Below are 25483 nucleotides of genomic sequence, written 5' to 3'. Positions count from 1 at the left end.
AGGCGATGAAAAAGATTTTCCTGCAAATTGGCGCCACCCGCGACGGACAAAATCCTTATTGCGCTGTGGCGAAGCGCGACGGCTATTTTACCGTGCTGGCGGAAATGGGTGATTTTGTCGATTACCAGTCGCTCAGTCTGGCGTTGCCGTTTGATCTGATTATTCGCCTCGACCGTCCTGAGAATCCGTGGGAGCTCATGCAGGCTTATCTGCATGCCGGTTTACTGGCGCATCCGCTGGTGGTGCTGGCAGGCTTTGAAGCTTACAACGCCAGCGCCGGACGGCTGCGTGAGATGCTGGCCGGGCCAGACGCGCCTGCCGCCTTTATTCCCATGGATAAATATGCGCAGCGCATGGCGCTGAAAAAAGCCTGGCCGCGCTTCCCGCAGCCAGAGTTCCGCTTTTTCGCGTCACCGCTCAGCATTCTGGATGCGGAACAGGCGCTGATCTATCCGTGTGTCGTGAAACCAGTGGATGGCGGCGGCGGCCTGGGCATCTTTCTGATTGAACGCGCCGATCAACTGCGCAGTGTGGTGAAACAGCTGGTGCAGACCATGAACTATGGCGGTCGCGGCTTCAGCGGCTTTATTGTGGAAAGTGCGCTGACAGGCACTGAGTTTTCGTTGCAGGGTGTGGTGCATCAGGGGCATCCCCAGGCACTGACCTGCTGCCAGAAGGTGATTGAGCAGCACCGGGATAGCCAGGGATGCGTCAGTTTTTATGAGTCGGGGCATGTAGCAATGGCGGCAGCGGCCTTGCCGGCATCGTTCAGTAGCCTGATGACCTTCTGTTGTGAAACCTTTGGCTATCGTCAGGGCGCGTTTCATATCGATTTTATTGTGGTTAATGGCGTACCGCATTTCCTTGAGATGGGATTCCGGCTTTCCGGCATGGGGGTGGCAATGCTGGTGCAGGAGGCAACGGGCATCAACTGGGCGGATGTCACCTTCCGGCTGGAGGCGGGCGATCCACTGCCTGCTTTTGCTTTCACCGGATCCGGTGCGGTTGGACAGCTGCGGTTACGGCAACCGGCGCAGCTGCAGGCTGCCGAAAGCTGGATCGAACAGCATCAGCAGGGTGCGCTGTTGCCACCCCTCAGATTGCCTGCACTGCAGGTTTCGCCACGCTCCTCGCTCTATGCCGATCTGACCCGTCATGCGGGTATCCTCGCCACCTTCAGTCTGACAGATACAGCACGTGAGCCAATCATGACCACGTTTAAGCAGGTGATTGCCGCGCAATCAGTCACCGCCGGGAGAGACAAAGTATGTGCAGGATGATTCTGGCATATGGCCAGTTTGACAGCGCACAGATTCTGGAGGCAGCACGCGCCATGAGCTGCGGCGAAGGCGCCGAACACGATGGCCCGATCAAATCGCATCCCAATGGCTGGGGCTGTCTGTGGCTGGAACAGGGCGAGATTCACACCCTGCATGGCACCGGCCCGTTCGCAGACGCCCTGCCGGGTATTGACGTGGATCGTCTGCGCAGTCGGTTTCTGGCGGTTCATGTGCGTCACGCCACATTGAGCAAAAATCAGGGGATCGAGTTTTCGCATCCGCTGTGGCGCAACAGCGCCGGACATCAGTGGTACATGATGCATAACGGCTTTCTGCCGACCATTTACCGTCAGCTCGGCCTGGCGGAATCACGCTTCGATTCTGAAGAGTATCTGCGCTATTTAGTGGATCAGACCACCCCTGCTGATTTCACCCGGGACTATCTGCGCGCAAAGATGGCGCAGGTTGAGCCAGGCGGCAGCGCAGGCAATGCCATTTTCGTCACCCGCGACAAAGCCTGGGCGTGGCAGTGGTATCCGCACGACACCCCCTGGCCGGACTATTTTACGATGCATTTTCGGCAACAGGACGGTTGCACGCTGATCGCCTCTGAACCCGTGACAATACCAGGCAGCGCCGGCAGCTGGCGGCGAATGAATAATCATGAACTCTATGAAATACCGTTTAGGGAGTGATAAACATGGCAATTTTCAATCAGTTCCGCGTGATTAATCCCAACATGTTTGTGGAATCGACCTGGCTGGATGACATCGTCACTGCACGGGTGCCGCTACTGGTGCTGCGTAACTTTCTGACGCCAGACGTGCGGCAAGCGGTGGTGACTGACCTGCAGAGCTGCCGGGAAAAGATCCGTGTCTCTCACTATCCCAATGGCGCGCTGACCACGCTGGGTCCCTATCTGGCACGCCATACGGCGGCACCTGATAACTATTTCACTGAGCTGCGCGATATCCAGCCGGCGCTGCCGGCATCACTCAACACACTGCGCGAACAGATTTACCGCTGGGTGCAGCACGCGCTGCGGCTGGAGAGCTTAAACATCGCCCACGAACCGGGTTGTGGTGACTACGCCGGTTCTATCGTGCGCTTTCATGCTCATGGCGTCGCGAACCCGCTACATAACGACAATATCGTGCGCGATGCTGCAGGAACCTCCCTGGTTGTGACACAAATATTGCATCAGCTCAGCTGCGTGGTCTGCCTGCAGGAGTGCAGCGCGGGTGGTGCGCTGCGCATCTACAACAAAAAGTGGTCGCCGGAGGATGAGCAGTTCAAAACCGCAGGTGAGCTGGGCTATCGCAGTGGGGTCATTGATCACAGCGAGATCTGCGAATTTTCACCGCGCAGTGGCGATGTCTATCTGTTTAATCCCGCTTTTTATCATGAGATTGATCGGGTCGAAGGCGATACCCGTATCACGATGGGGTTCTTTTTCGGGCTGACCGATAAAAAGATGAAACATGCTATCGCCTGGAGCTAAGCCAGGTTGTGCCATTAAGTTGTGCCAGAAAAGGAGAAGGGAATGACGACGTTTGAAAAGATTACTGCGCTGCTGGATCAGCATCAGGCCAGCTACCGTGTGGTGGAGCATGAGGCGGTAGGGCAAACCGAGCAGATCAGCCAGATACGCGGCAACGCACTGGGTCAGGCGGCCAAAGCGATGGTGCTGGAGGTGAGCATGCCGGATGGTGCGCCCTCGCGACAGCTGCTGGCCATTGTGCCGGGCGACTGCCGGATCAATTTTAAAAATGCGGCGCGCGCGATCGGTGGCAAAAAATCCTCTTTCGCCGCGCCCGAGCTGGCACAGGCACTGACCGACTGTGTCATGGGCGCTGTGCCGCCATTTAGTTTTGATGACCGGCTGGCGCTGCGGGTGGATTCCCGGCTGCAACAGGTCGGCACATTATGGTTTAACGCGGGCGAACTGGAGAAGTCGATCGCGCTGGCTGCAGAGGATTATTTTCGCATCGTGGGGGACGCGTGTTGTGCTGATATCGCCACCCCGATTGCGGTCACCGCCTGACGGCGGCACAAGGAGTTTCTGATGTCGGTAAAAGATATGCTGTTAGCGCTGTGCGTGGTGGTGGCGTGGGGCGTGAATTTTGTGGTGATTAAGCTGGGGCTGCAGGGCATGCCGCCCTTTTTGCTCGCCGGACTGCGTTTCTCTCTGGTCGCCTTTCCCGCCATTTTCTTTGTGCGTCGCCCGCCGATCCCGCTGCGCTGGCTGGTCGTTTACGGCATGACCATCAGTTTTGGTCAGTTCGCGTTTCTGTTCCTGGCGATCAAACTTGGTATGCCAGCCGGTCTGGCCTCGCTGGTGCTGCAGGCGCAGGCCTTCTTTACCCTGTTGCTGGGCGCGCTGCTGCTGGCGGAAAAGCTGCGCTGGAATCATATTGTCGGGATTATCATCGCCACGCTGGGGATGTTTATGCTGGCAACAGCAGGCATGGAAGGGCAGACCAGCGCCGGTATTACGCTGACCACCATGATGCTGACACTCTCGGCGGCGCTGTCATGGGGGCTGGGCAATATCACTAATAAGATCATTATGCGGAACCGCAGTGTGCCGATCATGTCGCTGGTGGTCTGGAGTGCACTGGTACCGGTCATTCCCTTCTTTGCCTGCTCTCTGCTGTTTGATGGCGAGGCCGCCATCGTTAACAGCCTGCTGCATATCGGCCTGCAGACCGTGCTGGCGCTGTTCTATCTGGCGTTTGTCGCCACCATTGTGGGCTATGCCATCTGGGGGAATCTGCTAAGTCGCTATGAAACCTGGCGCGTCGCGCCGCTGTCGCTGCTGGTGCCGGTCGTGGGGATTGTTACCGCTGCACTGGTGCTGGATGAGCATCTCTCCGGGCAGCAGATGCTGGGCGCGGCAGTGATTATTCTGGGGTTGCTGGTCAATGTGTTTGGTGGCGTGCTGGGTCAGCGTTTAGCGATGAGAACGCAGCCGTAAAGTTAAAAAACGCCGCTGCCACGGCGTTAGAGGTTGTTGATAAAATCTGACCCGGTTAGCTGTGAGACCGAGCAAGCGCAGGAAGCACGGTCAGATCGGAAAGACGCAAAAACCGCCCTCCATGGCACGCTCGGCCCGCGCGATTACGCACCTCATCCCTGAGGTGCGCCCGTTGCCGGGCCAACGCTTCGCGTTGTTCAAAAACGCTCCCGACGTTTTTGTCCATGGCACGGGACGCTTTCCTCTTCTGCCCGTGTTTCCTGCGCGTTGAGTTTACTCGTTGCGGCCAGATTCACCCTGATTTGGGTATGCCAGCAGTCTGAAACGCCGCTGACGCTGCGTATGCTCCCTGAGCCTGCGCTCCCACTGACATCAAAAACAAAAAACGCCGCATAAGCGGCGTTTGTCATAGTTAATACAGAATCTCAATCTTACTTCAGAATCTCAATACGGCGTGGTTTCGCCTCTTCCGGCACCAGACGTTCAAGGTCGATGCTCAGCAGACCATTTTCGAGACGAGCATCGCGTACCACAATGTGGTCGGCGAGCTGGAATTTACGCTCGAAGTTGCGCTCGGCGATTCCCTGATACAGGTATTTACGCTCGGCCTGCTCTTCAGGATGGGCTCCCCGCACAATCAGCACGTTATCGTGCGCTGTAATATCCAGTTCGCTCTGAGAAAAACCGGCCACCGCAATCGTAATGCGATAGTGATTTTCATCGACCAGTTCTACGTTATAAGGAGGATAGCCGCCATTGCTCTGATTCTGATTAGATTCGAGCAGGTTAAACAGGCGATCAAAACCGATAGCAGAGCGATAAAGTGGGGTGAGATCAAAATTACGCATATTAAGACTCCTGAAGTTCAGCAAGTTTTGGCAACCTTCCACTAGTGGACAGGCTGGATACGGCACCTCACTGTCCCTTGCGGCAACCGTGAGTGCGTCCGTAAAGTAAAAATGGGTGTCAGAAGAGGATTTTCAAGAGGGTAAAATGCAATTTTTTTCGCCAATCTGAGGAAATGACATACACTCAGGACTACTTTTGCCAGACCAGAACGGACTTCGCCCCAGAGTGTTGACGTTGTCTGGCAAGCAAACTCAGCCAGGCTTATGCCATGACTGAAGGGATGATGATGATGAAATTAAAGACCTTACCTCTGGCTGGAATAGTGTGCTGCGCAATGGTGACAACCGGCTGTTCCAGCGTGATGTCTCACACCGGTGCGAGTCAGGGCTACTATCCCGGCACCCGTGCCAGCGCTGACATGCTGGCCGATGGTGATACCAGCTGGGCGCTGAAGCCGCTGGCGTTAATCGATCTTCCTTTCTCTGCCGTACTGGATACGTTGCTGCTGCCGTGGGACTACTACCGTAGCGACCAGGACAAAACTCTCGACTCCCCACGTGAACGCATCCTGCAGAGCGAAAGACTCGCGCATACCAACGAAAGCCTGGCACAGGCGCAGCCTATGCCTCCTGTGCGGTCGCAGCCGCAACCGTAAAGAGTTGCCGCCAGCCATTCACCTCACGCATATAAGCAATCTGTGTACCGTCCGGTGACCAGACCACCGTGTCACCTGACGGTGCTTCTTCCGTTCTGCCGGTCAGCCGCTGACACGCGCCGCTCTCAATGTCACATCGCATCACGCTGTTATCACAGATAAAGGCAATCGCCTGGCCCTCAGGATGCCAGCTAAAGGCGGACTGAATGCTGTGGCTGAGATGGGTGATCTGACGCGGTTCGCCGCCGTTGGGCGACACCATCCAGAGCTGGATCACCTCTCCTGCATCTGCCATCAGAAACGCGATCTGGCTGCCATCCGGTGCAGCACGCAGCCAGTGGCGCGGTTGCAGCGCCACGCCGCGGCTGTGCGTCAGGCGACGCTGCTGCACGCCAGCCGGTGGTGCAGGTAACTGCTGGCTGCTGCCCTCAAGCGGCTTCTCTCCGGCGCGGGCGTAATCCTCCAGCGCGTCAGGCAGATCAACAATAAAAACTTCAGGCCGTTTCTCGCTCTGTGCCGTCACGGTGTCGCCAATAAAAGCGATAGCCCAGCGCTGCCAGCTGCCGTCTGGTTTCTGATAACCGCGCTCACCGACCCAGCACTCCTCATAGGCACGATTGATCTGGTCGCTGCCGGGTTGTGGTTCCGCATGCGTCTGGCTCACCAGCACGCAGAAAAAAGTGCCGTCATATTCACGCGGATGCTGCTTTACAGGCGTGACAGCACACAGCGGCACGCCGACGCCGACGTTGCGCAGATCCAGACGGCTATCCAGTTCATGCATCACGTGGTCATTGTAGGTAAAACTCAGGCGTGAACCATCAGGACTAAAGACATGAACATGTGAACCGCCACGCAACGCGCCAGGGGTGAACGGCGGCGTGATATCGCAGGCATCCAGATTCACCGCCGTGCCGTTCTGAACGATCACACCGCGCCGGTGGTGGAAATCATACTGCCAGCTGGCATCAGGATGTTCCGGGCCATGAATGCAGACGTAGCGTGGCGGCAGGTCGGGACTGACCGTAACGACACCGACGTGGGCTCCGTGTCGGGCCTGATAGAGCACCTCTACCTCTCCGGTCATCACATTGACCCGCTCAATGGTCTGGCTGGTAAACGACGCGCCCGAGGGGCGGACGTCAAACGCCAGCCACTGACTGTCGGCAGTCCAGATATTGATATTGGTGAGCTGATGCTGACGGGCAGCAAAGGTGATCTGTTTTTCTGACATGATAAAACCCACGGAGACAGCGTTGCCCGACAAATTACGCGATTCTGTTTTGCGGTGCAGCTTTTTTGCCGGATGCAGGGAGCCGGGCCTGAACGACCCGGAGAAGATGACAGTCGTAGCAGACTATTAACCGACGCGTTTCACATCGCCGACCAGCAGGATGTAGGAGAGGGCACCGAGTAGGGCCACAACCGAAATATAGGTCAGCGCCGGGGCAAAACCGTAATCCTGAGCCAGATAGCCCACGACCAACGGCACGGTGATGCCGCCCAGTCCACCGACAAAGTTGAACACTCCACCGGTCAGCCCGATCAGGCGCACCGGTGCCAGTGAAGAGACCAGTGACCAGGTGATCGACGCAAATCCATTCCCAAAGAACGCCAGCCCCATCAGCACCATAATCCACACCGGATCATTAGTGTAGTTGGCACCCATGATGCAGGTTGATATCAGCAGGCCACAGATAATCGGCGTTTTACGGGCAAACCCTAGCGAACGGCCGCTGCGTACCAGACGGTCAGCCACAATGCCAGAGAGGATGACGCCAACAAAGGCAGCCAGGAAGGGCACCGTGGTCATAAAGCCTGCCGTTAGCGCGGCAATGTGCTTCTCCTGGGTGAGATAGTTAGGGAACCAGGTCAGGAAAAACCACAGAGTGGAGGTGACGGCAAACTGACCGAGATAGACGCCGCACAGCTTGCGATGAAACACCAGTTTCCAGTCGGCGGCAGTTAAACGCATCCGATCTTTTTTGGCCACCGGCGCATCGCCTTCCACCATAGCACCACCTTCACGGATATAGCTCAGCTCAGCCTGATTAATGCCTTTGCTTTTATTGGGTGCCTGATAAACTTTGATCCAGATGAATGACCAGACAATACCGACAGCGCCGGTAATGATGAAGACCCAGTGCCAGCTGAGTAGCTCCTGAACCCAAATCAGCAGCGGTGTCAGAAAAGCAAGGCCGACAAACTGACCCGACGTATAAAAGCCGACGGCTGAGGCGCGCTCCTGCTCCGGGAACCAGCTGGTTACCAGCCGGTTATTGGTCGGGAAAGCGGGGGCTTCAAAAATACCGGTAATGGCACGCAGACCGATCAGCGAGAGTAATCCGCTGGCAAAGCCCTGCAGCAATGTCGCCACTGACCAGCCGAAAATGGCAATAAAATAGGTTAATCGTGAACCGACCCGATCCAGAAACCAACCGCCGGGGATCTGGCAAAGCGTATATAACCAGGCAAAGGCAGAAAAGACATAACCCATTTGCGCTTTAGTAATACCAAATTCCTCCTGAATATGCGCAGACGCCACGGCTAAATTAGCGCGGTCCACATAACAGATCACCACAGTAATAAAGATCATTACCAGGGTTAAATAACGGCGGCGAGTCGGTTTTTCCTGTGTTGCTGAGAGATCCATAGTGCTTCTCCGTCTTCACGTAAGGAAAATTACGTGCTTTGTAGGGTATCGGACCGGCGCCAGACTGACTTTTTGGGCAAATCTGGCGCACAGAACACCACAGGCGTCTGCAAGACGCACTGGGGCGGAAGATAAGTTTTTTTATATTCCGGCTGACGCAGGCATGTGCTGACCCCTGCGCCTTATTTACCGGCACATTCTTTACAGATTTTTTTTATTTTACTCCGTCAGATAAATTACCATTCTGCGACCGAACCATCTGCTGATCGCCATAATGGATTACGCCAGTCAGGCGCATTTTTACTGCGTGCTATCACTAACTCTTCATTAATTTCCACACCCAGTCCTGGTTTATTAAGGGGATAGAAATGGCCATCATCCATTTTAAAATCATCTTTATTCAGTACATAATCGAGCAGCTCTGCGCCCTGATTGTAGTGAATGCCCATGCTCTGCTCCTGGAACACCGCATTACGTGACACAAAGTCGATGTGCAGACAGGCGGCCAGTGCAATCGGGCCCAGTGGGCAGTGCGGGGCCAGGGCCACATCATAGGATTCCGCCATTGCGGCAATTTTGTAGCATTCGGTAATGCCGCCTGCATGAGAGAGGTCAGGTTGCAGAATCGCCAGCCCGCCCGCTTCCAGCACACGCTTGAACTCAAAGCGTGAGAACATGCGCTCGCCCGCGGCAATCGGAATGTGAGTCTGTGCGGCAAGGCGCGGATAATATTCCGCCTGCTCAGCCAGTACCGGCTCTTCGATGAAGAGTGGGCGATAGGGTTCCAGCTCTTTGATCAGGACTTTTGCCATTGGTGCGCTGACGCGCCCGTGGAAATCCAGGCCAAATTCGATCTCTTTCCCAAAAGCTTCGCGGATTTGCGCCACGGTATTGACTGCGGCATCTACTTTCAGTGCGCTGTCGATAATGCCCATCTCTTCGCAGCCATTAAGCTTGAAAGTGTCAAAACCGATGGTCCGCAGTTTTGTGATGCCTTCAATCACATCAGCCGGACGATCGCCGCCTACCCAGCTGTAGGCTTTAATACGGTCACGCACCAGACCGCCCAGTAACTGATAAACCGGTACTCCCAGTGCTTTGCCTTTGATGTCCCACAGAGCCTGATCGATACCGGCAATGGCGCTCATCAGAATCGGGCCACCCCGGTAGAAGCCGCCGCGATACATTACCTGCCATAAATCATTGATGCGCGAGGGATCCTGGCCAATCAGGTACTCTGATAGTTCATGAACGGCGGCTTCCACGCTTCGCGCCCGGCCTTCAATAACCGGCTCGCCCCAGCCAACGATGCCTTCATCGGTTTCTATCTTCAGGAACATCCAGCGCGGCGGTAAGCGGTAAGTGGTCAGTCTGGTAATTTTCATCGTACAGCGTCCTTATATGCAGTAACAAAAGCCTGAGCCTTTTCTATCGTGCGTGACAGCGGCTGACCGGCGCGATAGAGATCGCTGCCTAATCCTGCGCCGACGCAGCCCGCAGCCAGAAATTCCTGCAGGTTTTCAGGTGTCACACCGCCCACGGCAAACACCGGAATGTCGGGTGGCAGCACCGCTTTCAGCGCTTTGATGTAACCGGGACCAAATGCCGAAGAGGGGAAAATTTTCAGCGCCTGCGCACCCGCCTGTAAAGCGGTAAAGGCTTCGCTGGCGGTAGCACAACCTGCCGCGACCGTCATGCCGTGAGAGACGGCCTGACGGATAACCGCCGGATCGGTATTGGGCGTGACCACCAGTTTGCTGTTGAGCTCTGCCAGCTGGTCAACCTGCTCAGGTGTCAGCACAGTACCTGCGCCAACCAGAGCCTGGTCACCAAAGGTTTTTACCATGGCGGCAATGCTGGTGGCCCAGTCTGGTGAGTTTAGCGGGATCTCGATAGCGTCAAATCCGGCCTCGATCAACGCACCAACGTGCGCCTCGGCTTCCGCCGGGGTAATGCCACGCAGAATGGCGATCAGCGGTAAGTTAGTTTGCCAGGACATTGGCGATACTCCTTATTCCATGCTGAAAGGCTCGATCGCCCTCCAGGGTGACAGATTCCAGACCGATGAACTGCAACGCCTGCTGATATCGACAGGCCAGTGCATCACCGGCAATGATAACAAGGGGCTGACGGGTGTCTGTTGTGCTCTGTTTCGTCATCAGCGCAACCTCATGTCCAATCAGGAGTCCGGAGAGAAACTCACTAACGTGGCGGCGATCGCGTGTGCCCAGAACATGGGCCGCGCGCACTTCAAATAGGCGCGACAGGATCGAAGCATCCTGAGCACCGCGTTCAATACCTTCCTGAAACGCCACGTTGTTCTCCTGCTGCTCCGGCAGGCCGGCTCCAATCAGAGAATGATTCAGCAGCAGATGATGCAGTTCGCCGGTCATCACGGTTCGGAAATCGCGCACCTCCAATCCCTCAACATCGACCCATTTTGCATGGGTGCCCGGCATGACATAAAGCGATGCTGCGTGCAGCGTGGTGGCACCTAACAGCTGTGTCTCTTCGCCGCGCATAACGTTATCGTTGTCGTCTCGTTCGATGCTCAGTCCCGGCACGATCCACGCTTTATCCGCGACGTGTGTGAGGTGGCTGGCAAGCTGGTCCAGCGCCATCGGACAGCCAAGATAGGGCACCGGTTGCCAGCCCGCGTTACTTCCCACCATGCCCGCCATGATTACCGGTACGCGGTCAACGGGCCAGCCAGCGGTGACATCGTCAAATACCTCAGCCGCAGTACGTCCGGCCAGACGCGTCACCCCCGCTTCAGACCGACGCTGGTCGACACATTCACCCTTATCGTAGTGCCAGGCACGCAGGTTGGTGGATCCCCAGTCGATGGCGATATAGCTGCTCACAAAATCTCCTTGAGTCGTGCGGTTGAACTGGCGATCATCGCTTTCGCTGCCTCTCCGGCGGCATCAGCATTCTGATGGCGAATCGCGTCAAATAATGCTTTATGCTCGGCCAGCGTACGCGGCATGTTCTCCTGATCCGGCATATAGGTGCGGGAGAAGACCGCTTTTTGCAGCTGACTGATCGCGACGTTAAGCTGCTGAAGCACCGGGTTGTGCACCGATGCCAGCACCGCTTCGTGATAGCGGATATCCGCCTCGTTAAACAGTTCGCGATCGGCATGATGTGTCACCATGTCGTTATAAGCCTGTTCGATGGCCGCCAGATCGTTGGAGGTGGCGCGCTCGGCTGACCAGCGGGCAATTTGCGGTTCAACCAGCACACGGACTTCATTCATCGCAGCGATCAGACGCGGATCCTGATCGTGCGACAGCGCCCATTGCAGCACGTCACTGTCGAGATAATTCCACTGGTTGCGGGCGGTGACGAATGCCCCCCGGTAGCGTTTCACCTCAATCAGCCTTTTTGCCATTAGCGCCCGAAAGACTTCGCGAATGATATTGCGTGAAGTAGAGAAGCGATCGCAGAGGTCGGATTCCGCCGGAAGTGCGGCGCCTGGCGCAAAGTGGCCGGCGACAATCTCCTCGCCCAGCGTCAGGATGATACGCTCCGTTTTGCTGATGTGCTGTTGCGTCATGATGATCCATTCAGTGAGAAAGCATGAGCTATCAGATTACTGCCTTCCGCTTTTCAGGCCTACAGATTGTCTTAACCTCTGCACATATTGTAGTACTTGATATTAATCTTGTACTACAATCAAGATCACAAAAACAACAATCCGCCCTTGCAGGTGGGTGGCGTTAAATCAATGGGAAAGGCGGATGGCAGGACGCCATCCGGGAAAGGCAATTAAAGCACTAACTCTTCAATGGCATGCGCCACACCATCTTCCATATTGGTTTTGGTGATAAACTGCGCGATTTTCTTAACAGAATCAATGGCATTACCCATTGCGACGCCGGTTCCGGCGTATTCAATCATCGCCAGGTCATTCTCCTGGTCGCCAATCGCCATCACCTCTTCCTGCTTAAGACCGAGCTTGTCAGCCAGCATTTTGACGCCCTGGCCTTTATTCACCCGACAATCGAGAATTTCCAGGTAGTAAGGCGCGCTCTTCAGGATGGTATAAGTCTGGTGAGCATGTTCGGGCAGACGGGCAATCGCCGCGTCGAGCAGGTCCGGGCGGTCAATCATCATCAGTTTCGGGAAGCGCATGGCGCGATCCATCTCTTCCACGGCGCGATAGCGCACCGGAATGCCGGTCAGGCTCGCTTCATGGATGGTGTATTCACTGATGTCTTTATTGGGTGTGTAGAGATGGGATTTGTCGAACGCCTGGAAATGCACGCCAAGCTCACGTGCCAGATTCTCGATGTAGAGGTAGTCGTCAAAGGTCAGCGTCACTTCCGCCACGCACTCACCATCTTCGGCCTGATGAACCAGCGCACCGTTGTTGCTTATCGCATACTGGCCGGGCGTCTGCATATCCAGCTCCATCAGATAGCGCTGGATACCCACAAATGGCCGGCCGGTGGTCAGCACAATCGACACACCTTTCTGGCGGGCGCGATCCAGGGCAGATTTCACCCCTGGTGTGATCTCATGTTGCGGGTTGAGCAGGGTGCCATCCATGTCGATAGCGATCAATTTAATAGCCATACAATCCTCGTAGCGTCTGGGTTTTATTCAATGCTAGCGCGATTCAGCGCACATTGACCAGCTTCATGGCAGGCAGGAACGGGCAGCAAACCGCTGGGTGCAGGCGATAAGGAGATCGCGGTGGATTTAAATCACGGCTTTTCGGATAGTTGCGGGTTCGCCTGGCGAACAGCAGGGGTGCGGCCTGATGGATTTCCGCCCGTACGGTACAAAAAAAAGGCCATCACCTGAGTGATGGCCTTTTACGTCCGCTGCCGGTTAGATATCGATATTGGCGGCTTTCAGCGCATTCTCTTCGATGAAGGCGCGACGCGGTTCCACCGCATCGCCCATCAACGTAGTGAACAGCTGGTCAGCGCCAATCGCATCTTTAATGGTGACGCGCAGCATACGACGGCTGTCTGGATCCATGGTGGTTTCCCACAGCTGATCCGGGTTCATCTCACCCAGACCTTTGTAGCGCTGGACGGAGAGGCCGCGACGCGACTCTTTCACCAGCCACTCAATCGCCTGTTCGAAACTTGCCACTGGCTGACGACGTTCGCCACGCTCAATGTAAGCATCTTCTTCCAGCAGACCACGCAGCTGGCTACCCAGCGCGCAGATTTTGCGATACTCAGGCCCCTGAATGAAATCCGCGTCCAGCGGATAGTCGGTATCCACACCGTGGGTACGGACGCGCAGCACCGGCTCGAACAGGTTCGTTTCGCGGTTTTCACGCACCTGTGCCAGATAGGTGCTGCCGTGCGCTTCGCGTTCGGTCAGATAGCTCACCAGACCGTTCAGCCAGGTGGTGACCTCTGCTTCGTTGCTCAGATCGCTCAGCGTGTCGTGATAAATCATCGCACGCAGCATCGCCATCGGATAACGGCGTTCCATACGCTTGATCATCTTCTGGGTACTGTTGAAGTCAGAGACCAGTGTCTCCAGCGGCTCACCGCCCAGCGCGGGTGCGCTGGCATTGGTGTGCAGCGTCGCACCATCAAGCGCGATAGCGATCTGGTATTGATCCATCGCCTCGTCATCTTTGATGTACTGCTCCTGCTTACCTTTCTTCACTTTGTAGAGTGGCGGCTGGGCGATATAAACATGGCCGCGTTCAATGATTTCAGGCATCTGACGATAGAAGAAGGTCAGCAGCAGGGTACGGATGTGGGAACCATCGACGTCGGCATCGGTCATGATGATGATGCTGTGATAACGCAGCTTGTCCGGGTTGTACTCATCGCGACCAATACCACAGCCCAGCGCGGTGATCAGCGTGGCAACTTCCTGGGAAGCAAGCATCTTGTCGAAACGCGCTTTCTCAACGTTAAGGATTTTACCTTTCAGCGGCAGAATCGCCTGGTTCTTACGGTTACGGCCCTGTTTAGCCGAGCCGCCTGCGGAGTCACCCTCCACCAGGTAGATTTCGGACAACGCCGGGTCGCGCTCCTGGCAATCCGCCAGTTTGCCTGGCAGACCTGCCAGATCCAGCGCGCCTTTACGGCGGGTCATTTCACGGGCGCGGCGGGCCGCTTCACGGGCACGGGCTGCGTCGATGATTTTGCCGACGACGATTTTGGCGTCTGATGGATTTTCCAGCAGGTATTCTGCCAGCAGCTCATTCATCTGCTGCTCAACCGCCGATTTCACCTCGGAGGAGACCAGTTTATCTTTGGTCTGCGAGGAGAATTTTGGATCCGGCACTTTCACCGACACTACGGCGATCAAACCTTCACGGGCATCATCACCGGTGGCGCTGACTTTGGCTTTCTTGCTGTAACCCTCTTTGTCCATGTAGGCATTCAGGGTACGGGTCATCGCCGCACGGAAACCGGCGAGGTGTGTACCACCGTCACGCTGCGGGATATTGTTGGTAAAGCAGTAGATGTTTTCCTGGAAACCGTCGTTCCACTGCAGTGCCACTTCCACACCGATGCCATCTTTCTCAGTAGAGAAATAGAACACGGTAGGGTGAATAGGGGTTTTGTTTTTGTTCAGGTACTCAACAAACGCCCGGATGCCGCCTTCGTAATGGAAGTGATCGTTTTTGCCATCGCGCTTATCTTCCAGACGAATAGACACGCCCGAGTTGAGGAATGAGAGTTCACGCAGGCGTTTCGCCAGAATGTCATACTCAAAATCGCGCACGTTGGTAAAGGTTTCGTGGCTCGGCCAGAAACGCACGCGGGTCCCGGTAATGTCGGTTTCACCCGTTACCGCCAGCGGTGCCTGCGGTACGCCATGGACGTAAACCTGCTGATGCACTTTGCCTTCGCGACGAATGGTCAGCTCCAGCTTCTGCGACAGGGCGTTAACCACGGAGACGCCCACGCCATGCAGGCCGCCGGAGACTTTATAGGAGTTATCATCGAACTTACCGCCAGCATGCAGCACGGTCATGATCACTTCAGCGGCAGAGATGCCCTCTTCTTCGTGAATACCGGTTGGAATGCCGCGTCCATCATCCTGCACCGAAACGGAGTTATCCGCGTGGATGGTGACCACAATGTCACTACAGTGACCAGCGAGCGCTTCGTCGATTGCGTTATCCACGACCTCGAATACCATGTGATGCAGACCGGTACCGTCATCGGTATCGCCGATATACATGCCCGGGCGTTTGCGTACCGCATCAAGTCCTTTCAGGACTTTAATACTTGAGGAGTCATAAGAATTCGACATCAACGTTTCTCGCTCATTTTAATCTTCAGGTTGAACCGCTATTTTACCCTGTTCCACGCGGAACATCTTGCCCTTTTCGTCAGTCATGTCGATTACATGCCCGGCAGAAATAGCGCTGACAAACACCTGCGCCTGAGTGGCTTTTAACCGGTCCGCCAGCAGGCGTCGTCGGCTCTCATCCAGCTCAGAAGCAAAGTCATCAATGAGGTAAATACAGCGGCGTCCGCTCTGGCTTGTCAGGAACTCGCCCTGTGCCAGACGCAATGCACACATCAGCAGTTTTAACTGCCCGCGTGAGAGTAAATCTTCCACCGGCGTCCCTTCAGCCCGAATACGAAAATCGGCTTTATGGGGGCCGCTGGCGGTATAAGTCAGCGCACGATCGCGCTCGAAGTTACGTTCCAGCAGTTCGCCGTAATCACTCTCTTTGTCCCAGCCACGCTGGAAGGAGAAGCGCAGTTCAAACTCTGGCAGAAACTGGCTACAGGTGGCGGTGATCTCTGCAGATATTGCCGCACTGTATTCCGCCCGCCACTGGCTAATCTGTTCAGCCAGCGGAACCAGCTCCTGATCCCAGGGACGAATCTGGCTGTAACGTGAGACCTGGCGAAGCGCCGCATTCCGCTGTTTAAGCAGGCGACGCATGTTGTTCCATGCGTTGAAAAAGCCGGGCGTGTTATGGAAACAGCCCCAGTCGACATAGGCCCGGCGGTATTTGGGACCGCCATTCAGCAGACTAAAACCTTCAGGCGTGATTAACTGCATCGGCAGCAGCTGCGCCAGCTCTGCGACTTTATGACCATCGCTGCCATCAATACGCACTTTGCTGTCACCGGCCCGGTTTTTGGTCAGCCCGACAGAAATTTCCCGCTCTGCGTTTTCCAGACGCCCGTGCAACACGAACGCCGCCTCGTCGTGACGAATGACGCGACCCGCCTGCAAACTGCGAAACGATCGACCATGCCCCAGCGTATGAATCGCCTCTAAAACGCTGGTTTTCCCACTGCCATTGGCACCCACCAGGAAATTAAATCCGGGGGCCAGTTGCAGGTCGGCCTGCTCGATATTACGAAAATCTTTGATAAGAAGGCGGGTTAAAGCCATGAATCAATCCAGCGTGAAGGGCAATAAAGTTTTTGGACCTGGCGATCAAGGTCGTCGGCGTCGCCGCTACGTTGCGCCTCGCCAGCGCACAGCCACCGGAGCGTACTGAAGTACGTGAGGATGGCGAGCACTGCCGGGGCACAACATAGCAAGTAAGCCAGGCCGATATATCACACCTACAAGCGCATGGGCATGACGACGTAAGCTGCTGCAGGACTCGCCACATCTTCGATCTGCACGCTCGACACTGAATCCGTCAGCAGCAGGCGGACGTTTTCGCACTTCAGCGCGTTCAGCACATCCAGCACGTAACTGACGTTAAAACCGATCTCCAGTTCCGTGCCGTTATAGCTGACATCCAGCATCTCTTCCGCTTCTTCCTGTTCAGGGTTATTGGCGGTAATTTTTAGCTGATTTTCGGTGATATAGAGGCGAACACCGCGGAACTTCTCGTTAGAAAGGATGGCAGCACGGGCAAAGGCCTGTTTGAGCAGATCGCAGCCCGCTTCCAGCACTTTATCGGGATTCTTCGGCAATACGCGGCGATAGTCAGGGAAGCGACCATCAACCAGCTTAGAGGTAAAGATATAGTCGCCGACGTGCGCGCGGATATTGCTGCCGCCAATCCGGACCTGCAGAGGCGTATCGCCGCCATCCAGCAGACGCAGCAGCTCAATGACGCCTTTACGTGGCACAATCACGGAATGACTCGGCAGTGCCTGGCCAATCGGCATGGAGCAAACGGCCAGACGGTGACCATCAGTGGCTACAGTGCGCAGCTCTTCCCCTTCGGTTTCAAACATCATGCCGTTGAGGTAGTAACGCACATCCTGATGGGCCATCGAGAACTGAGTCGCTTCGATCAGCCGTTTCAGGGTCGCCTGCGGCAGGGTGAATTCAACTTCACTCTGCCAGTCGTCGAGATTCGGGAAGTCACTGGCGGGCAGGGTCGACAGCGAAAAACGGCTGCGGCCAGAGCGAACCAGCATACGATCGCCTTCCAGCGCCAGCGTGATTTCTGCACCATCCGGCAATCCGCGACAGATATCCAAAAATTTTCGCGCCGGAACGGTGGTGGAGCCAGGCTCATGCGCCTGCGTCAGCGCCACACGTGCGACCATCTCCATTTCCAGATCGGTACCGGTCAGCAGCAGCGAACCTTCTGTAACCTGCAGCAGCAGGTTTCCGAGAATCGGCAGCGTCGGACGACCACCCAGTGGGCCACTAACTTGTTGCAGCGGCTTCAGCAGCTGCTCACGTTCAACAATAAATTTCATAGCGTCAGGAAGATAATGTTCTGATGAGATTAGAGAAATCTTCTTTGATATCGTGGCTCTCTTCACGCAGCTGCTCAATCTTGCGGCAGGCATGAAGCACCGTTGTGTGGTCGCGACCCCCAAAAGCGTCGCCAATTTCTGGCAAGCTGTGGTTCGTCAACTCTTTCGCCATCGCCATCGCCATCTGGCGCGGACGCGCTACCGAGCGCGAACGGCGTTTGGAAAGCAGATCTGCCACCTTAATCTTGTAGTACTCAGCCACGGTCTTCTGAATATTATCGATGGTGACCAGCTTTTCCTGCAGCGCCAGCAGATCGCGCAGCGCTTCACGCACGAAGTCGATGGTGATCGCCCGACCGGTAAAGTTAGCATTGGCGATGACGCGGTTCAGTGCACCTTCCAGTTCACGCACGTTAGAGCGCAAACGCTTGGCAATAAAGAAGGCAACTTCACCCGGCAGACGGATGTCGTTCTCATCCGCTTTTTTCATCAGGATCGCCACACGCGTTTCCAGCTCAGGCGGCTCGATCGCCACCGTTAAACCCCAGCCGAAGCGCGATTTAAGACGATCCTCTACACCGTTGATCTCTTTGGGATAGCGATCCGAGGTGAGGATGATCTGCTGATTGCCTTCTAATAAGGCATTAAAGGTATGGAAGAACTCTTCCTGTGAGCGCTCTTTATTCGCAAAGAACTGAATGTCATCGATCAATAGCGCATCCACAGAACGGTAGTAGCGTTTGAACTCTTCAATTGCATTGTTCTGCAGCGCTTTAACCATATCCTGTACAAAACGCTCGGAGTGCATGTAAACCACTTTTGCATTGGGTTTGCGGGCAATAATGCCGTTGCCCACCGCATGCAACAGGTGCGTTTTACCGAGACCCGTGCCGCCATACAGAAAAAGTGGGTTATAAGCGCCGCCTGGATTATCCGCCACCTGACGTGCCGCCGCGCGCGCCAGCTGGTTGGATTTACCTTCAACGAAGTTATCGAAGTTATGACGGTTATTCACATTCGAGCGGTAAGTGACGTCGGCCGGAGCCGGGACATTATCCCAGCTGGGACGCATGATCTGCGCCGGGGCCGGACGAATATGGCTCTGTACGGGCATCACGGGCGCGCTGACGCTGGCCATGACGGGCTGGCTGACCGCTGCCGCTTGCTGCTGAACCGGGCGCGTACCTACTTCAAAACGCAGTGCAGGCACGTTTGGACCACAAAATTCATTTAGCAGTGCGTTGATGCTATTAAGGTATTTGTCCCGAACCCAGTCGAGTACGAAGCGATTTGGAGCATACAAGGCAAGCGTATTGTCGTTTAACTCAGCCTGGAGTGGACGGATCCACATGCTGAATTCGGTGGCAGGAAGCTCATCCTGCAAACGGGCAAGACACTGTTGCCAAAGCGTAAGTGACACGGCGGACTCCACTCGTACAAATTCGAAAAGAATAGTAGGCGTTACTCTAAGAAACGTTCATTTTTGACACAGACACTAAGAAAGCGCCTGCGACCGCTATCAGCGGTTTTCCGTCCTGCAATCACCGGAGGATCGTCAGCGGAAGGGCGGATCATAGCGCAAAGCGAGGCAGAGATCTCCCCTTTCTACACAGTTTTGATCCTTTTTATCCACAGGCCAGAGGCGCGCAAAGAAGTTTACGCCAGTTGCGGGAAAAACCAGCAGAGATCTGACGCAATAGATGAAAATTTCGGACGTTATCTCATTTTATCCCCAGGATCCGGTGAGCCGATCGCAATAAGATCCCGCGCGATCCTTGCGCTTTAGTGCGGAGCCCGTATAATTCTCCACCCGACATTGAGCCATCAGGCGCAAAGTCGGGACTCTGCGGGCTGTATGCGGGTTTTCAGGCACTATGACACGCGAAGTAAATTGACTCGGGACTGTACAATTATTACAATCCCGCCTCTTTATTAAAGACACATTGAGGCGTAGGTCGATTTTCTGGCCCGAAACGCGTCACCCAGTGAAAATTTTCAAGTTTAGGTAGAAACCGCCATGAAACGCACTTTTCAACCGTCCGTACTGAAGCGCAACCGTTCACACGGTTTCCGTGCTCGTATGGCAACAAAAAATGGTCGTCAGGTTCTGGCACGTCGTCGTGCTAAAGGCCGTTCTCGTCTGACCGTTTCTAAGTAATAAAGCAAGCCCTGATGGGTAAGCTCGCATTTCCCAGGGAGTTACGTTTGTTAACTCCCACTCATTTCACTTTCGTCTTCCAGCAGCCACAACGGGCTGGCACGCCGCAAATTACTATTCTCGGCCGCCTTAACGCGCTGGGGCATCCCCGCATCGGTCTCACCGTCGCTAAAAAACATGTGAAACGCGCTCATGAACGCAACCGGATCAAGCGATTGACCCGCGAAAGCTTTCGTCTGCGTCAACATGAACTGCCGTCGATGGACTTCGTGGTGGTCGCGAAGAAGGGGGTTGCCGATCTGGATAACCGTATGCTGGCGGAAGCGTTGGAGAAATTATGGCGTCGTCACTGTCGCCTGGCGCGCGGCTCCTGATCGTCCTGATACGCGTCTATCAACGCGGTATCAGTCCATTACTGGGACCACACTGTCGGTTTCACCCGACCTGCTCTCATTACGGAATTGAGGCATTACGCAGGTTCGGCCTGATAAAAGGCAGTTGGTTGACATTAAAACGCGTATTAAAATGCCACCCCTTGAACCCGGGTGGTGACGATCCTGTGCCGCCAAAAACCTTTGATACCAGAGAACATTAACGATGGATTCGCAACGCAATCTCTTTCTCATCGCTTTTCTGTTCGTGACCTTTATGATCTGGCAAGCCTGGCAGACGGACCACGCTCCGCAGCCACAGCAGACGCAGACCACACAGGGCACCAACAGCGTAGCGGGTGATGCCGCCAGTCAGGGTGTACCGGCCAGCGGTCAGGGCCAGACGATCACCGTTAAGACTGATGTCCTGTCATTGAATATCAACACCCGAGGCGGTGATGTTGAACAAGCACAGCTGCTGACTTTCCCGGACAAACTGGGTTCAGACCAGCCGTTCCAGCTGCTTGAAACAACGCCAGCATTCCTTTATCAGGCTCAGAGCGGTTTAACCGGTCGTAATGGCCCGGATAACCCGAACAACGGTGCACGTCCGCTGTTCAACGCTGCACAGAATCACTTCGAGATGGCTGATGGCCAGTCCGAACTGCGTGTGCCGATGACCTATACCGCTGAAAATGGCGTGGTTTATACCAAAACCTTCATCTTCAAGCGTGGCGAATATGCCGTTAATGTCGATTATCATGTCAACAACACCACGCAGCAGCCGCTGGAAGTGTCGTTGTTTGGCCAGCTGAAGCAGACGATTGATCTGCCAAAGCATCGTGATACCGGCAGCAACAACTTTGCGCTGCACACCTTCCGTGGTGCGGCCTACTCCACCAGCGAGTCGAAATATGAGAAGTATAAATTCGACACTATCGCGGACAACGAGAACCTGAACGCGACCACCAGCAATGGCTGGGTGGCGATGCTGCAACAGTACTTTGCGACGGCATGGGTTCCGCGTACCGAAGGCACCAACACCCTTTACACCAGCAACCTGGGTAACGGCGTTGCGGCAATTGGCTATAAATCTGCACCGGTCACCATTGCCGCAGGCGCACAGCAGAATCTGGGTGCAACGCTGTGGGTCGGCCCGGAAATTCAGGACAAGATGGCCGCGATTGCGCCGCACCTTGATCTGACCGTGGATTACGGCTGGTTGTGGTTTATCTCTCAGCCGCTGTTCAAACTGCTGAAATTCATCCACAGCTTCATCGGTAACTGGGGCTTCTCCATTATCGTGATCACCTTCATCGTGCGCGGCATCATGTACCCGCTGACTAAAGCGCAGTACACCTCGATGGCCAAGATGCGCATGCTGCAGCCGAAAATTCAGGCGATGCGTGAGCGTCTGGGTGATGACAAGCAGAAGCAGAGCCAGGAAATGATGGCGCTGTATAAAGCAGAGAAAGTGAATCCGCTGGGTGGCTGTCTGCCGCTGGTGATTCAGATGCCAATCTTCCTGGCGCTCTACTATATGCTGTCAGGCTCGGTTGAACTGCGTCATGCCCCATTCGTTCTGTGGATCCATGACCTGTCAGCGCAGGACCCGTACTACATCCTGCCGATTCTGATGGGCATCACCATGTTCTTCATTCAGAAGATGTCACCGACCACCGTGACCGATCCGATGCAGCAGAAGATCATGACTTACATGCCGGTGATTTTCACCGTGTTCTTCCTGTGGTTCCCGTCAGGTCTGGTGCTGTACTACATCGTCAGCAACCTGGTCACCATTCTCCAGCAGCAGCTGATTTATCGCGGCCTGGAAAAACGTGGTCTGCATAGCCGCGACAAGAAGAAAGCGTAAGCGATTCAGCGCGGGAGTCATCCCGCCCTTAAATAGTCTATTCTCAGGCGGTCAAAGCGACCGCCTGTGTTTTTTGTAGCGAGAGAAAATTTATGAGCCACAGCGATACCATTGTTGCCCAGGCAACACCGCCTGGACGCGGCGGCGTAGGCATTCTGCGCGTCTCTGGCGCCCAGGCGGCAGAGGTTGCCCGCCAGCTGCTGGGTAAACTGCCTAAGCCGCGTTACGCCGATTATCTGCCGTTTACCGATAGTGACGGCAGCGTGCTGGATCAGGGCATTGCGCTGTGGTTTCCTGGCCCCAACTCCTTTACCGGCGAAGATGTGCTGGAGCTGCAGGGGCACGGCGGTCCGGTTATTCTTGACCTGCTGCTGAAGCGCATCGTGACGCTGCCTGGCGTGCGTATTGCCCAGCCGGGTGAGTTTTCTGAGCGGGCGTTTCTGAATGACAAGCTCGATCTGGCGCAGGCCGAAGCGATTGCCGACCTGATTGATGCCAGCTCTGAGCAGGCGGCACGGTCAGCGGTCAACTCGCTGCAGGGCGCGTTCTCCACCCGCATCAATCATCTTGTGGAAGCCCTTACTCATCTGCGGATTTATGTCGAAGCGGCTATCGACTTCCCGGATGAGGAGATCGATTTCCTTTCTGACGGCAGAATCGAAGCACAGCTGAATACGGTGATCGGCGACCTGGATGCGGTCCGCGCCGAAGCGCGTCAGGGCAGCCTGCTGCGTGAAGGGATGAAAGTGGTGATTGCGGGCCGGCCTAATGCGGGTAAATCGAGCCTGCTGAATGCGCTGGCGGGCCGTGATGCCGCCATCGTTACAGACATTGCGGGCACCACCCGCGACGTCTTACGTGAGCATATTCATATCGATGGCATGCCGCTGCATATCATCGACACCGCCGGTCTGCGTGAGGCCAGCGATGAAGTTGAACGTATCGGGATTGAGCGTGCCTGGCAGGAGATCGAGCAGGCTGACCGCGTGCTGTTTATGGTCGATGGCACCACCACCGATGCCACCGAAGCAGCGGCTATCTGGCCCGATTTTGTCTCCCGTCTGCCGCCGGAACTGCCGATTACCGTGGTCCGCAACAAAGCAGACGTCACCGGTGAGCCTCCCGGTCTGACAGAAATAAACGGTCATTCACTGATTCGTCTGTCGGCACGTACCAGTGAAGGCGTTGATGAACTGCGTGATCACCTGAAGCAGAGCATGGGATTTGCAGGCAACATGGAAGGCGGCTTCCTGGCACGCCGTCGTCATCTCCAGGCGCTGGAGCTGGCGGCAATGCACTTACAGCAGGGCCGAGCACAGCTGCTCGGTGCCCGGGCGGGTGAGTTACTGGCCGAAGAGCTGCGTGTTGCTCAGCAGGCGCTGAGTGAAATCACCGGCGAGTTCACCTCTGACGATCTGCTGGGTCGTATCTTCTCCAGCTTCTGTATTGGTAAATAGCCTCACTGGCCTGATGGCGATACGCTGTCAGGCCTGATTTCCCGCCTCGCGCTATCTTCTGCTATTCCCGCCTCTGCGTTCATTCTTGCTGATAAGTTATTTTGCGACGGCACCGCGTTGTCGTATAACGGTAGACGCGCCGATCTGACGGCGGCTACAGATTGCGGTGAATGATCCCCGCCTCATCCAGCCGCGTCGGGCCGGGCGCAAATCCACAACGTGAACACCCTTGGGCGAAGCTTTTCGCCTGTAACAGGAGAGTTACATGAGTACACCGCTCGACACTGCCGCACTGGACACGCTGTTTAATGACGCCCGCACTCACAGTTACTGGCAGGATAAGCCTGTCGATAACGCCCTGCTGGAACAGCTCTATGCCTTAACGGCACTGGGCCCGACCTCGGCGAACTGCTCGCCAGCGCGTTTTGTTTTCGTAACGTCTGCGGAAGGCAAAGAGAAGCTGAAACCGGCACTCTCTTCCGGCAATCTGGACAAAACCATGAGCGCGCCGGTCACGGTGATAGTGGCCTGGGATCGCGAGTTCTATGAACAACTGCCCGCGCTGTTCCCGCATGCGGATGCGCGTAGCTGGTTTACCGGCAGCCCGGAAGCGGCGAAAGAGACGGCTTTCCGTAACAGCAGCCTGCAGGCAGGTTATCTGATTCTGGCGGCTCGCTCGCTGGGTCTGGATGCCGGTCCGATGTCCGGTTTTGATCCGGCCAAAGTCAATGACGCGTTTTTCCCGGACGGTCAGTATCAGGTTAACCTGCTGATCAACCTCGGATATGGTGACGCATCAAAACTGCATCCGCGTCTGCCGCGACTGAGCTTTGATCAGGCGAGCCGCTTCGCCTGATGCTCTCCGCGTCGCGATTCAGTTCGTGACGCGGATCACCGCATTAACGGCGCAGCATTTTCTGCAGGCGCTTTTGCTGCCAGCGCTGCGTCAGACCATGAAACACAAAGGTCCGCATCGCCCGGACAATCAGCAGCGCTCCCCAGATTGCCGCAACCCAGAGCGACCAGTGATCATCCGGCGCCGTCACATGATTCAGGACGAACAGCAGTCCGCAAACCACCACCGCAGTAATCAGTGAACGGTAAAAGCGTGCTTCACCGGCGATCCTGCTGCGCGCATCAGTAATCCGCTGATCCAGCGCCAGATCCTCGCCGTTCTGCGGACCGGTCAGATCAGCAACGTTCACCTCAAAGACGGCAGCCAGCGCACTCAGGGTTTCCAGTCCCGGCCGCTCACCATTTTCAATACGCTGCACGGTGCGGGTGCTCAGTCCCGCCATTTCTGCCAGCTGTTCCTGTGACCACGCCCGTGCCAGGCGATGTTCTTTAAATCTGTTGATGCTGCTCATTCTTATTCTCCGAAGTAACAGACAGGAAGGAAAAGTGTGCGGCGGAACGTCCGGCAGTAACACGATCCTGACCCGACAGCAGCCTGACACCCGCATGACAGCAGTGTCGCAGCTACGCTGGCTGCCCGCGGGATGGCTAACCAGGCACGCGCATCAAACCCGGTTCTGCTGAGGGTGTCCCCTGATGAAACACCATTCGCCAGTTCTGACCCTC

Annotated in this window: 25 protein-coding genes; 12 read left to right on the top strand and 13 right to left on the bottom strand. The window is 55.8% G+C overall.

Going from position 1 to position 25483, the window contains the following annotated elements; translation table 11 throughout:
• Nucleotides 1-5 precede the first annotated feature (5 nt).
• Genes NP77_RS00745 through NP77_RS00725 form a run of 5 tightly spaced genes read left to right on the top strand, consistent with a single transcriptional unit; the run spans nucleotide 6 to nucleotide 4257 of the window.
• A complete protein-coding gene (locus tag NP77_RS00745; protein ID WP_039658662.1) occupies nucleotides 6-1280 on the top strand; it encodes an acetyl-CoA carboxylase biotin carboxylase subunit family protein in 1275 nt (424 codons plus the stop codon).
• Nucleotides 1268-1975 carry a class II glutamine amidotransferase gene (locus NP77_RS00740; RefSeq protein WP_008926389.1) on the top strand — a complete coding sequence of 236 codons (708 nt, stop codon included), beginning with the start codon at nucleotides 1268-1270 and terminating at the stop codon, nucleotides 1973-1975. Before NP77_RS00745 ends, NP77_RS00740 begins: the two co-directional genes overlap by 13 nt.
• A 5-nt stretch (nucleotides 1976-1980) precedes the next feature.
• Nucleotides 1981-2781: a hypothetical protein gene (locus NP77_RS00735; RefSeq protein WP_039658661.1), complete on the top strand. Its 801-nt coding sequence runs from the start codon at nucleotides 1981-1983 to the stop codon at nucleotides 2779-2781.
• A gap of 42 nt (nucleotides 2782-2823) precedes the next feature.
• Nucleotides 2824-3324 carry a YbaK/EbsC family protein gene (locus NP77_RS00730; RefSeq protein ID WP_003849620.1) on the top strand — a complete coding sequence of 167 codons (501 nt, stop codon included), beginning with the start codon at nucleotides 2824-2826 and terminating at the stop codon, nucleotides 3322-3324.
• A gap of 21 nt (nucleotides 3325-3345) precedes the next feature.
• Complete coding sequence (locus NP77_RS00725) at nucleotides 3346-4257, top strand: O-acetylserine/cysteine exporter (protein ID WP_003849621.1); 912 nt, start codon at nucleotides 3346-3348, stop codon at nucleotides 4255-4257.
• Between the two features lie 431 nt (nucleotides 4258-4688).
• Here the strand turns inward: NP77_RS00725 and ibpA are convergent, their stop codons facing one another.
• The gene (gene ibpA, locus NP77_RS00720; RefSeq protein WP_003849623.1) at nucleotides 4689-5105 is read right to left on the bottom strand and encodes a small heat shock chaperone IbpA; all 417 of its coding nucleotides are present in this window, start codon (nucleotides 5103-5105) and stop codon (nucleotides 4689-4691) included.
• 287 nt (nucleotides 5106-5392) lie between these two features.
• Here ibpA and NP77_RS00715 point away from each other — a divergent pair, with 287 nt between their 5' ends.
• Complete coding sequence (locus NP77_RS00715) at nucleotides 5393-5761, top strand: YceK/YidQ family lipoprotein (RefSeq protein WP_283543753.1); 369 nt, start codon at nucleotides 5393-5395, stop codon at nucleotides 5759-5761.
• Here the strand turns inward: NP77_RS00715 and NP77_RS00710 are convergent.
• From NP77_RS00710 to dnaA, 11 genes are all read right to left on the bottom strand, one after another.
• Nucleotides 5727-6995 (bottom strand): DUF3748 domain-containing protein, encoded by a 1269-nt coding sequence (locus NP77_RS00710; protein WP_039658695.1) that lies wholly within the window; start codon nucleotides 6993-6995, stop codon nucleotides 5727-5729. The two genes, NP77_RS00715 and NP77_RS00710, sit on opposite strands and share 35 nt — an antisense overlap.
• A 126-nt stretch (nucleotides 6996-7121) precedes the next feature.
• Complete coding sequence (locus NP77_RS00705) at nucleotides 7122-8414, bottom strand: MFS transporter (protein ID WP_003849629.1); 1293 nt, start codon at nucleotides 8412-8414, stop codon at nucleotides 7122-7124.
• Between the two features lie 236 nt (nucleotides 8415-8650).
• Nucleotides 8651-9799 carry a galactonate dehydratase gene (gene dgoD, locus NP77_RS00700; protein ID WP_003849631.1) on the bottom strand — a complete coding sequence of 383 codons (1149 nt, stop codon included), beginning with the start codon at nucleotides 9797-9799 and terminating at the stop codon, nucleotides 8651-8653.
• The gene (locus NP77_RS00695) at nucleotides 9796-10413 is read right to left on the bottom strand and encodes a 2-dehydro-3-deoxy-6-phosphogalactonate aldolase (protein ID WP_003849633.1); all 618 of its coding nucleotides are present in this window, start codon (nucleotides 10411-10413) and stop codon (nucleotides 9796-9798) included. Before NP77_RS00695 ends, dgoD begins: the two co-directional genes overlap by 4 nt.
• Nucleotides 10397-11278, bottom strand: coding sequence for a 2-dehydro-3-deoxygalactonokinase (locus tag NP77_RS00690; protein WP_003849635.1), 882 nt, complete (start codon nucleotides 11276-11278; stop codon nucleotides 10397-10399). The genes NP77_RS00695 and NP77_RS00690 overlap by 17 nt, the downstream gene beginning before the upstream one ends.
• Entirely contained in the window at nucleotides 11275-11973 is a 699-nt protein-coding gene (locus NP77_RS00685) for a FadR/GntR family transcriptional regulator (protein ID WP_003849638.1), read from the bottom strand. The genes NP77_RS00690 and NP77_RS00685 overlap by 4 nt, the downstream gene beginning before the upstream one ends.
• 212 nt (nucleotides 11974-12185) lie before the next feature.
• The gene (gene yidA, locus NP77_RS00680; protein ID WP_039658658.1) at nucleotides 12186-12995 is read right to left on the bottom strand and encodes a sugar-phosphatase; all 810 of its coding nucleotides are present in this window, start codon (nucleotides 12993-12995) and stop codon (nucleotides 12186-12188) included.
• A gap of 258 nt (nucleotides 12996-13253) precedes the next feature.
• Entirely contained in the window at nucleotides 13254-15662 is a 2409-nt protein-coding gene (gyrB, locus tag NP77_RS00675; RefSeq protein ID WP_039658656.1) for a DNA topoisomerase (ATP-hydrolyzing) subunit B, read from the bottom strand.
• A gap of 18 nt (nucleotides 15663-15680) precedes the next feature.
• The gene (gene recF, locus NP77_RS00670) at nucleotides 15681-16766 is read right to left on the bottom strand and encodes a DNA replication/repair protein RecF (RefSeq protein WP_003849644.1); all 1086 of its coding nucleotides are present in this window, start codon (nucleotides 16764-16766) and stop codon (nucleotides 15681-15683) included.
• A gap of 176 nt (nucleotides 16767-16942) precedes the next feature.
• Nucleotides 16943-18043: a DNA polymerase III subunit beta gene (gene dnaN, locus NP77_RS00665; protein WP_003849646.1), complete on the bottom strand. Its 1101-nt coding sequence runs from the start codon at nucleotides 18041-18043 to the stop codon at nucleotides 16943-16945.
• A gap of 4 nt (nucleotides 18044-18047) precedes the next feature.
• On the bottom strand, nucleotides 18048-19463 hold the full coding sequence (gene dnaA, locus NP77_RS00660) for a chromosomal replication initiator protein DnaA (RefSeq protein WP_003849649.1): 1416 nt from the start codon (nucleotides 19461-19463) through the stop codon (nucleotides 18048-18050).
• A 597-nt stretch (nucleotides 19464-20060) separates the two neighbouring features.
• Between dnaA and rpmH the strand changes: the two genes are divergently transcribed.
• The 6 genes from rpmH to NP77_RS00640 all read left to right on the top strand — a co-directional run bounded on the left by rpmH (nucleotide 20061) and on the right by NP77_RS00640 (nucleotide 24758).
• Nucleotides 20061-20201 (top strand): 50S ribosomal protein L34, encoded by a 141-nt coding sequence (gene rpmH / locus NP77_RS22710; protein ID WP_003849659.1) that lies wholly within the window; start codon nucleotides 20061-20063, stop codon nucleotides 20199-20201.
• A gap of 14 nt (nucleotides 20202-20215) precedes the next feature.
• The gene (rnpA, locus tag NP77_RS00655) at nucleotides 20216-20575 is read left to right on the top strand and encodes a ribonuclease P protein component (RefSeq protein ID WP_008926396.1); all 360 of its coding nucleotides are present in this window, start codon (nucleotides 20216-20218) and stop codon (nucleotides 20573-20575) included.
• Nucleotides 20539-20796, top strand: coding sequence for a membrane protein insertion efficiency factor YidD (gene yidD, locus NP77_RS22705; RefSeq protein ID WP_008926397.1), 258 nt, complete (start codon nucleotides 20539-20541; stop codon nucleotides 20794-20796). Before rnpA ends, yidD begins: the two co-directional genes overlap by 37 nt.
• Nucleotides 20797-20798: 2 nt before the next feature.
• A complete protein-coding gene (gene yidC / locus NP77_RS00650) occupies nucleotides 20799-22445 on the top strand; it encodes a membrane protein insertase YidC (protein WP_003849663.1) in 1647 nt (548 codons plus the stop codon).
• Nucleotides 22446-22537: 92 nt separating this feature from the next.
• On the top strand, nucleotides 22538-23902 hold the full coding sequence (mnmE, locus tag NP77_RS00645) for a tRNA uridine-5-carboxymethylaminomethyl(34) synthesis GTPase MnmE (RefSeq protein ID WP_039658654.1): 1365 nt from the start codon (nucleotides 22538-22540) through the stop codon (nucleotides 23900-23902).
• Nucleotides 23903-24167: 265 nt separating this feature from the next.
• Entirely contained in the window at nucleotides 24168-24758 is a 591-nt protein-coding gene (locus NP77_RS00640; protein ID WP_003849667.1) for a malonic semialdehyde reductase, read from the top strand.
• 43 nt (nucleotides 24759-24801) lie between these two features.
• On the opposite strand, the gene NP77_RS00635 is transcribed toward NP77_RS00640, so the two are convergent.
• Nucleotides 24802-25269 carry a helix-turn-helix domain-containing protein gene (locus NP77_RS00635; protein WP_039658651.1) on the bottom strand — a complete coding sequence of 156 codons (468 nt, stop codon included), beginning with the start codon at nucleotides 25267-25269 and terminating at the stop codon, nucleotides 24802-24804.
• Between the last annotated feature and the right edge of the window lie 214 nt (nucleotides 25270-25483).

The organism is Pantoea sp. MBLJ3 (assembly GCF_000816655.1).
GTDB classification, from domain to species: Bacteria; Pseudomonadota; Gammaproteobacteria; order Enterobacterales; family Enterobacteriaceae; genus Pantoea; species Pantoea eucalypti.
Note: the sequence above shows the minus strand (reverse complement) of the source record. Positions and strands in the feature narration are given on the sequence as shown.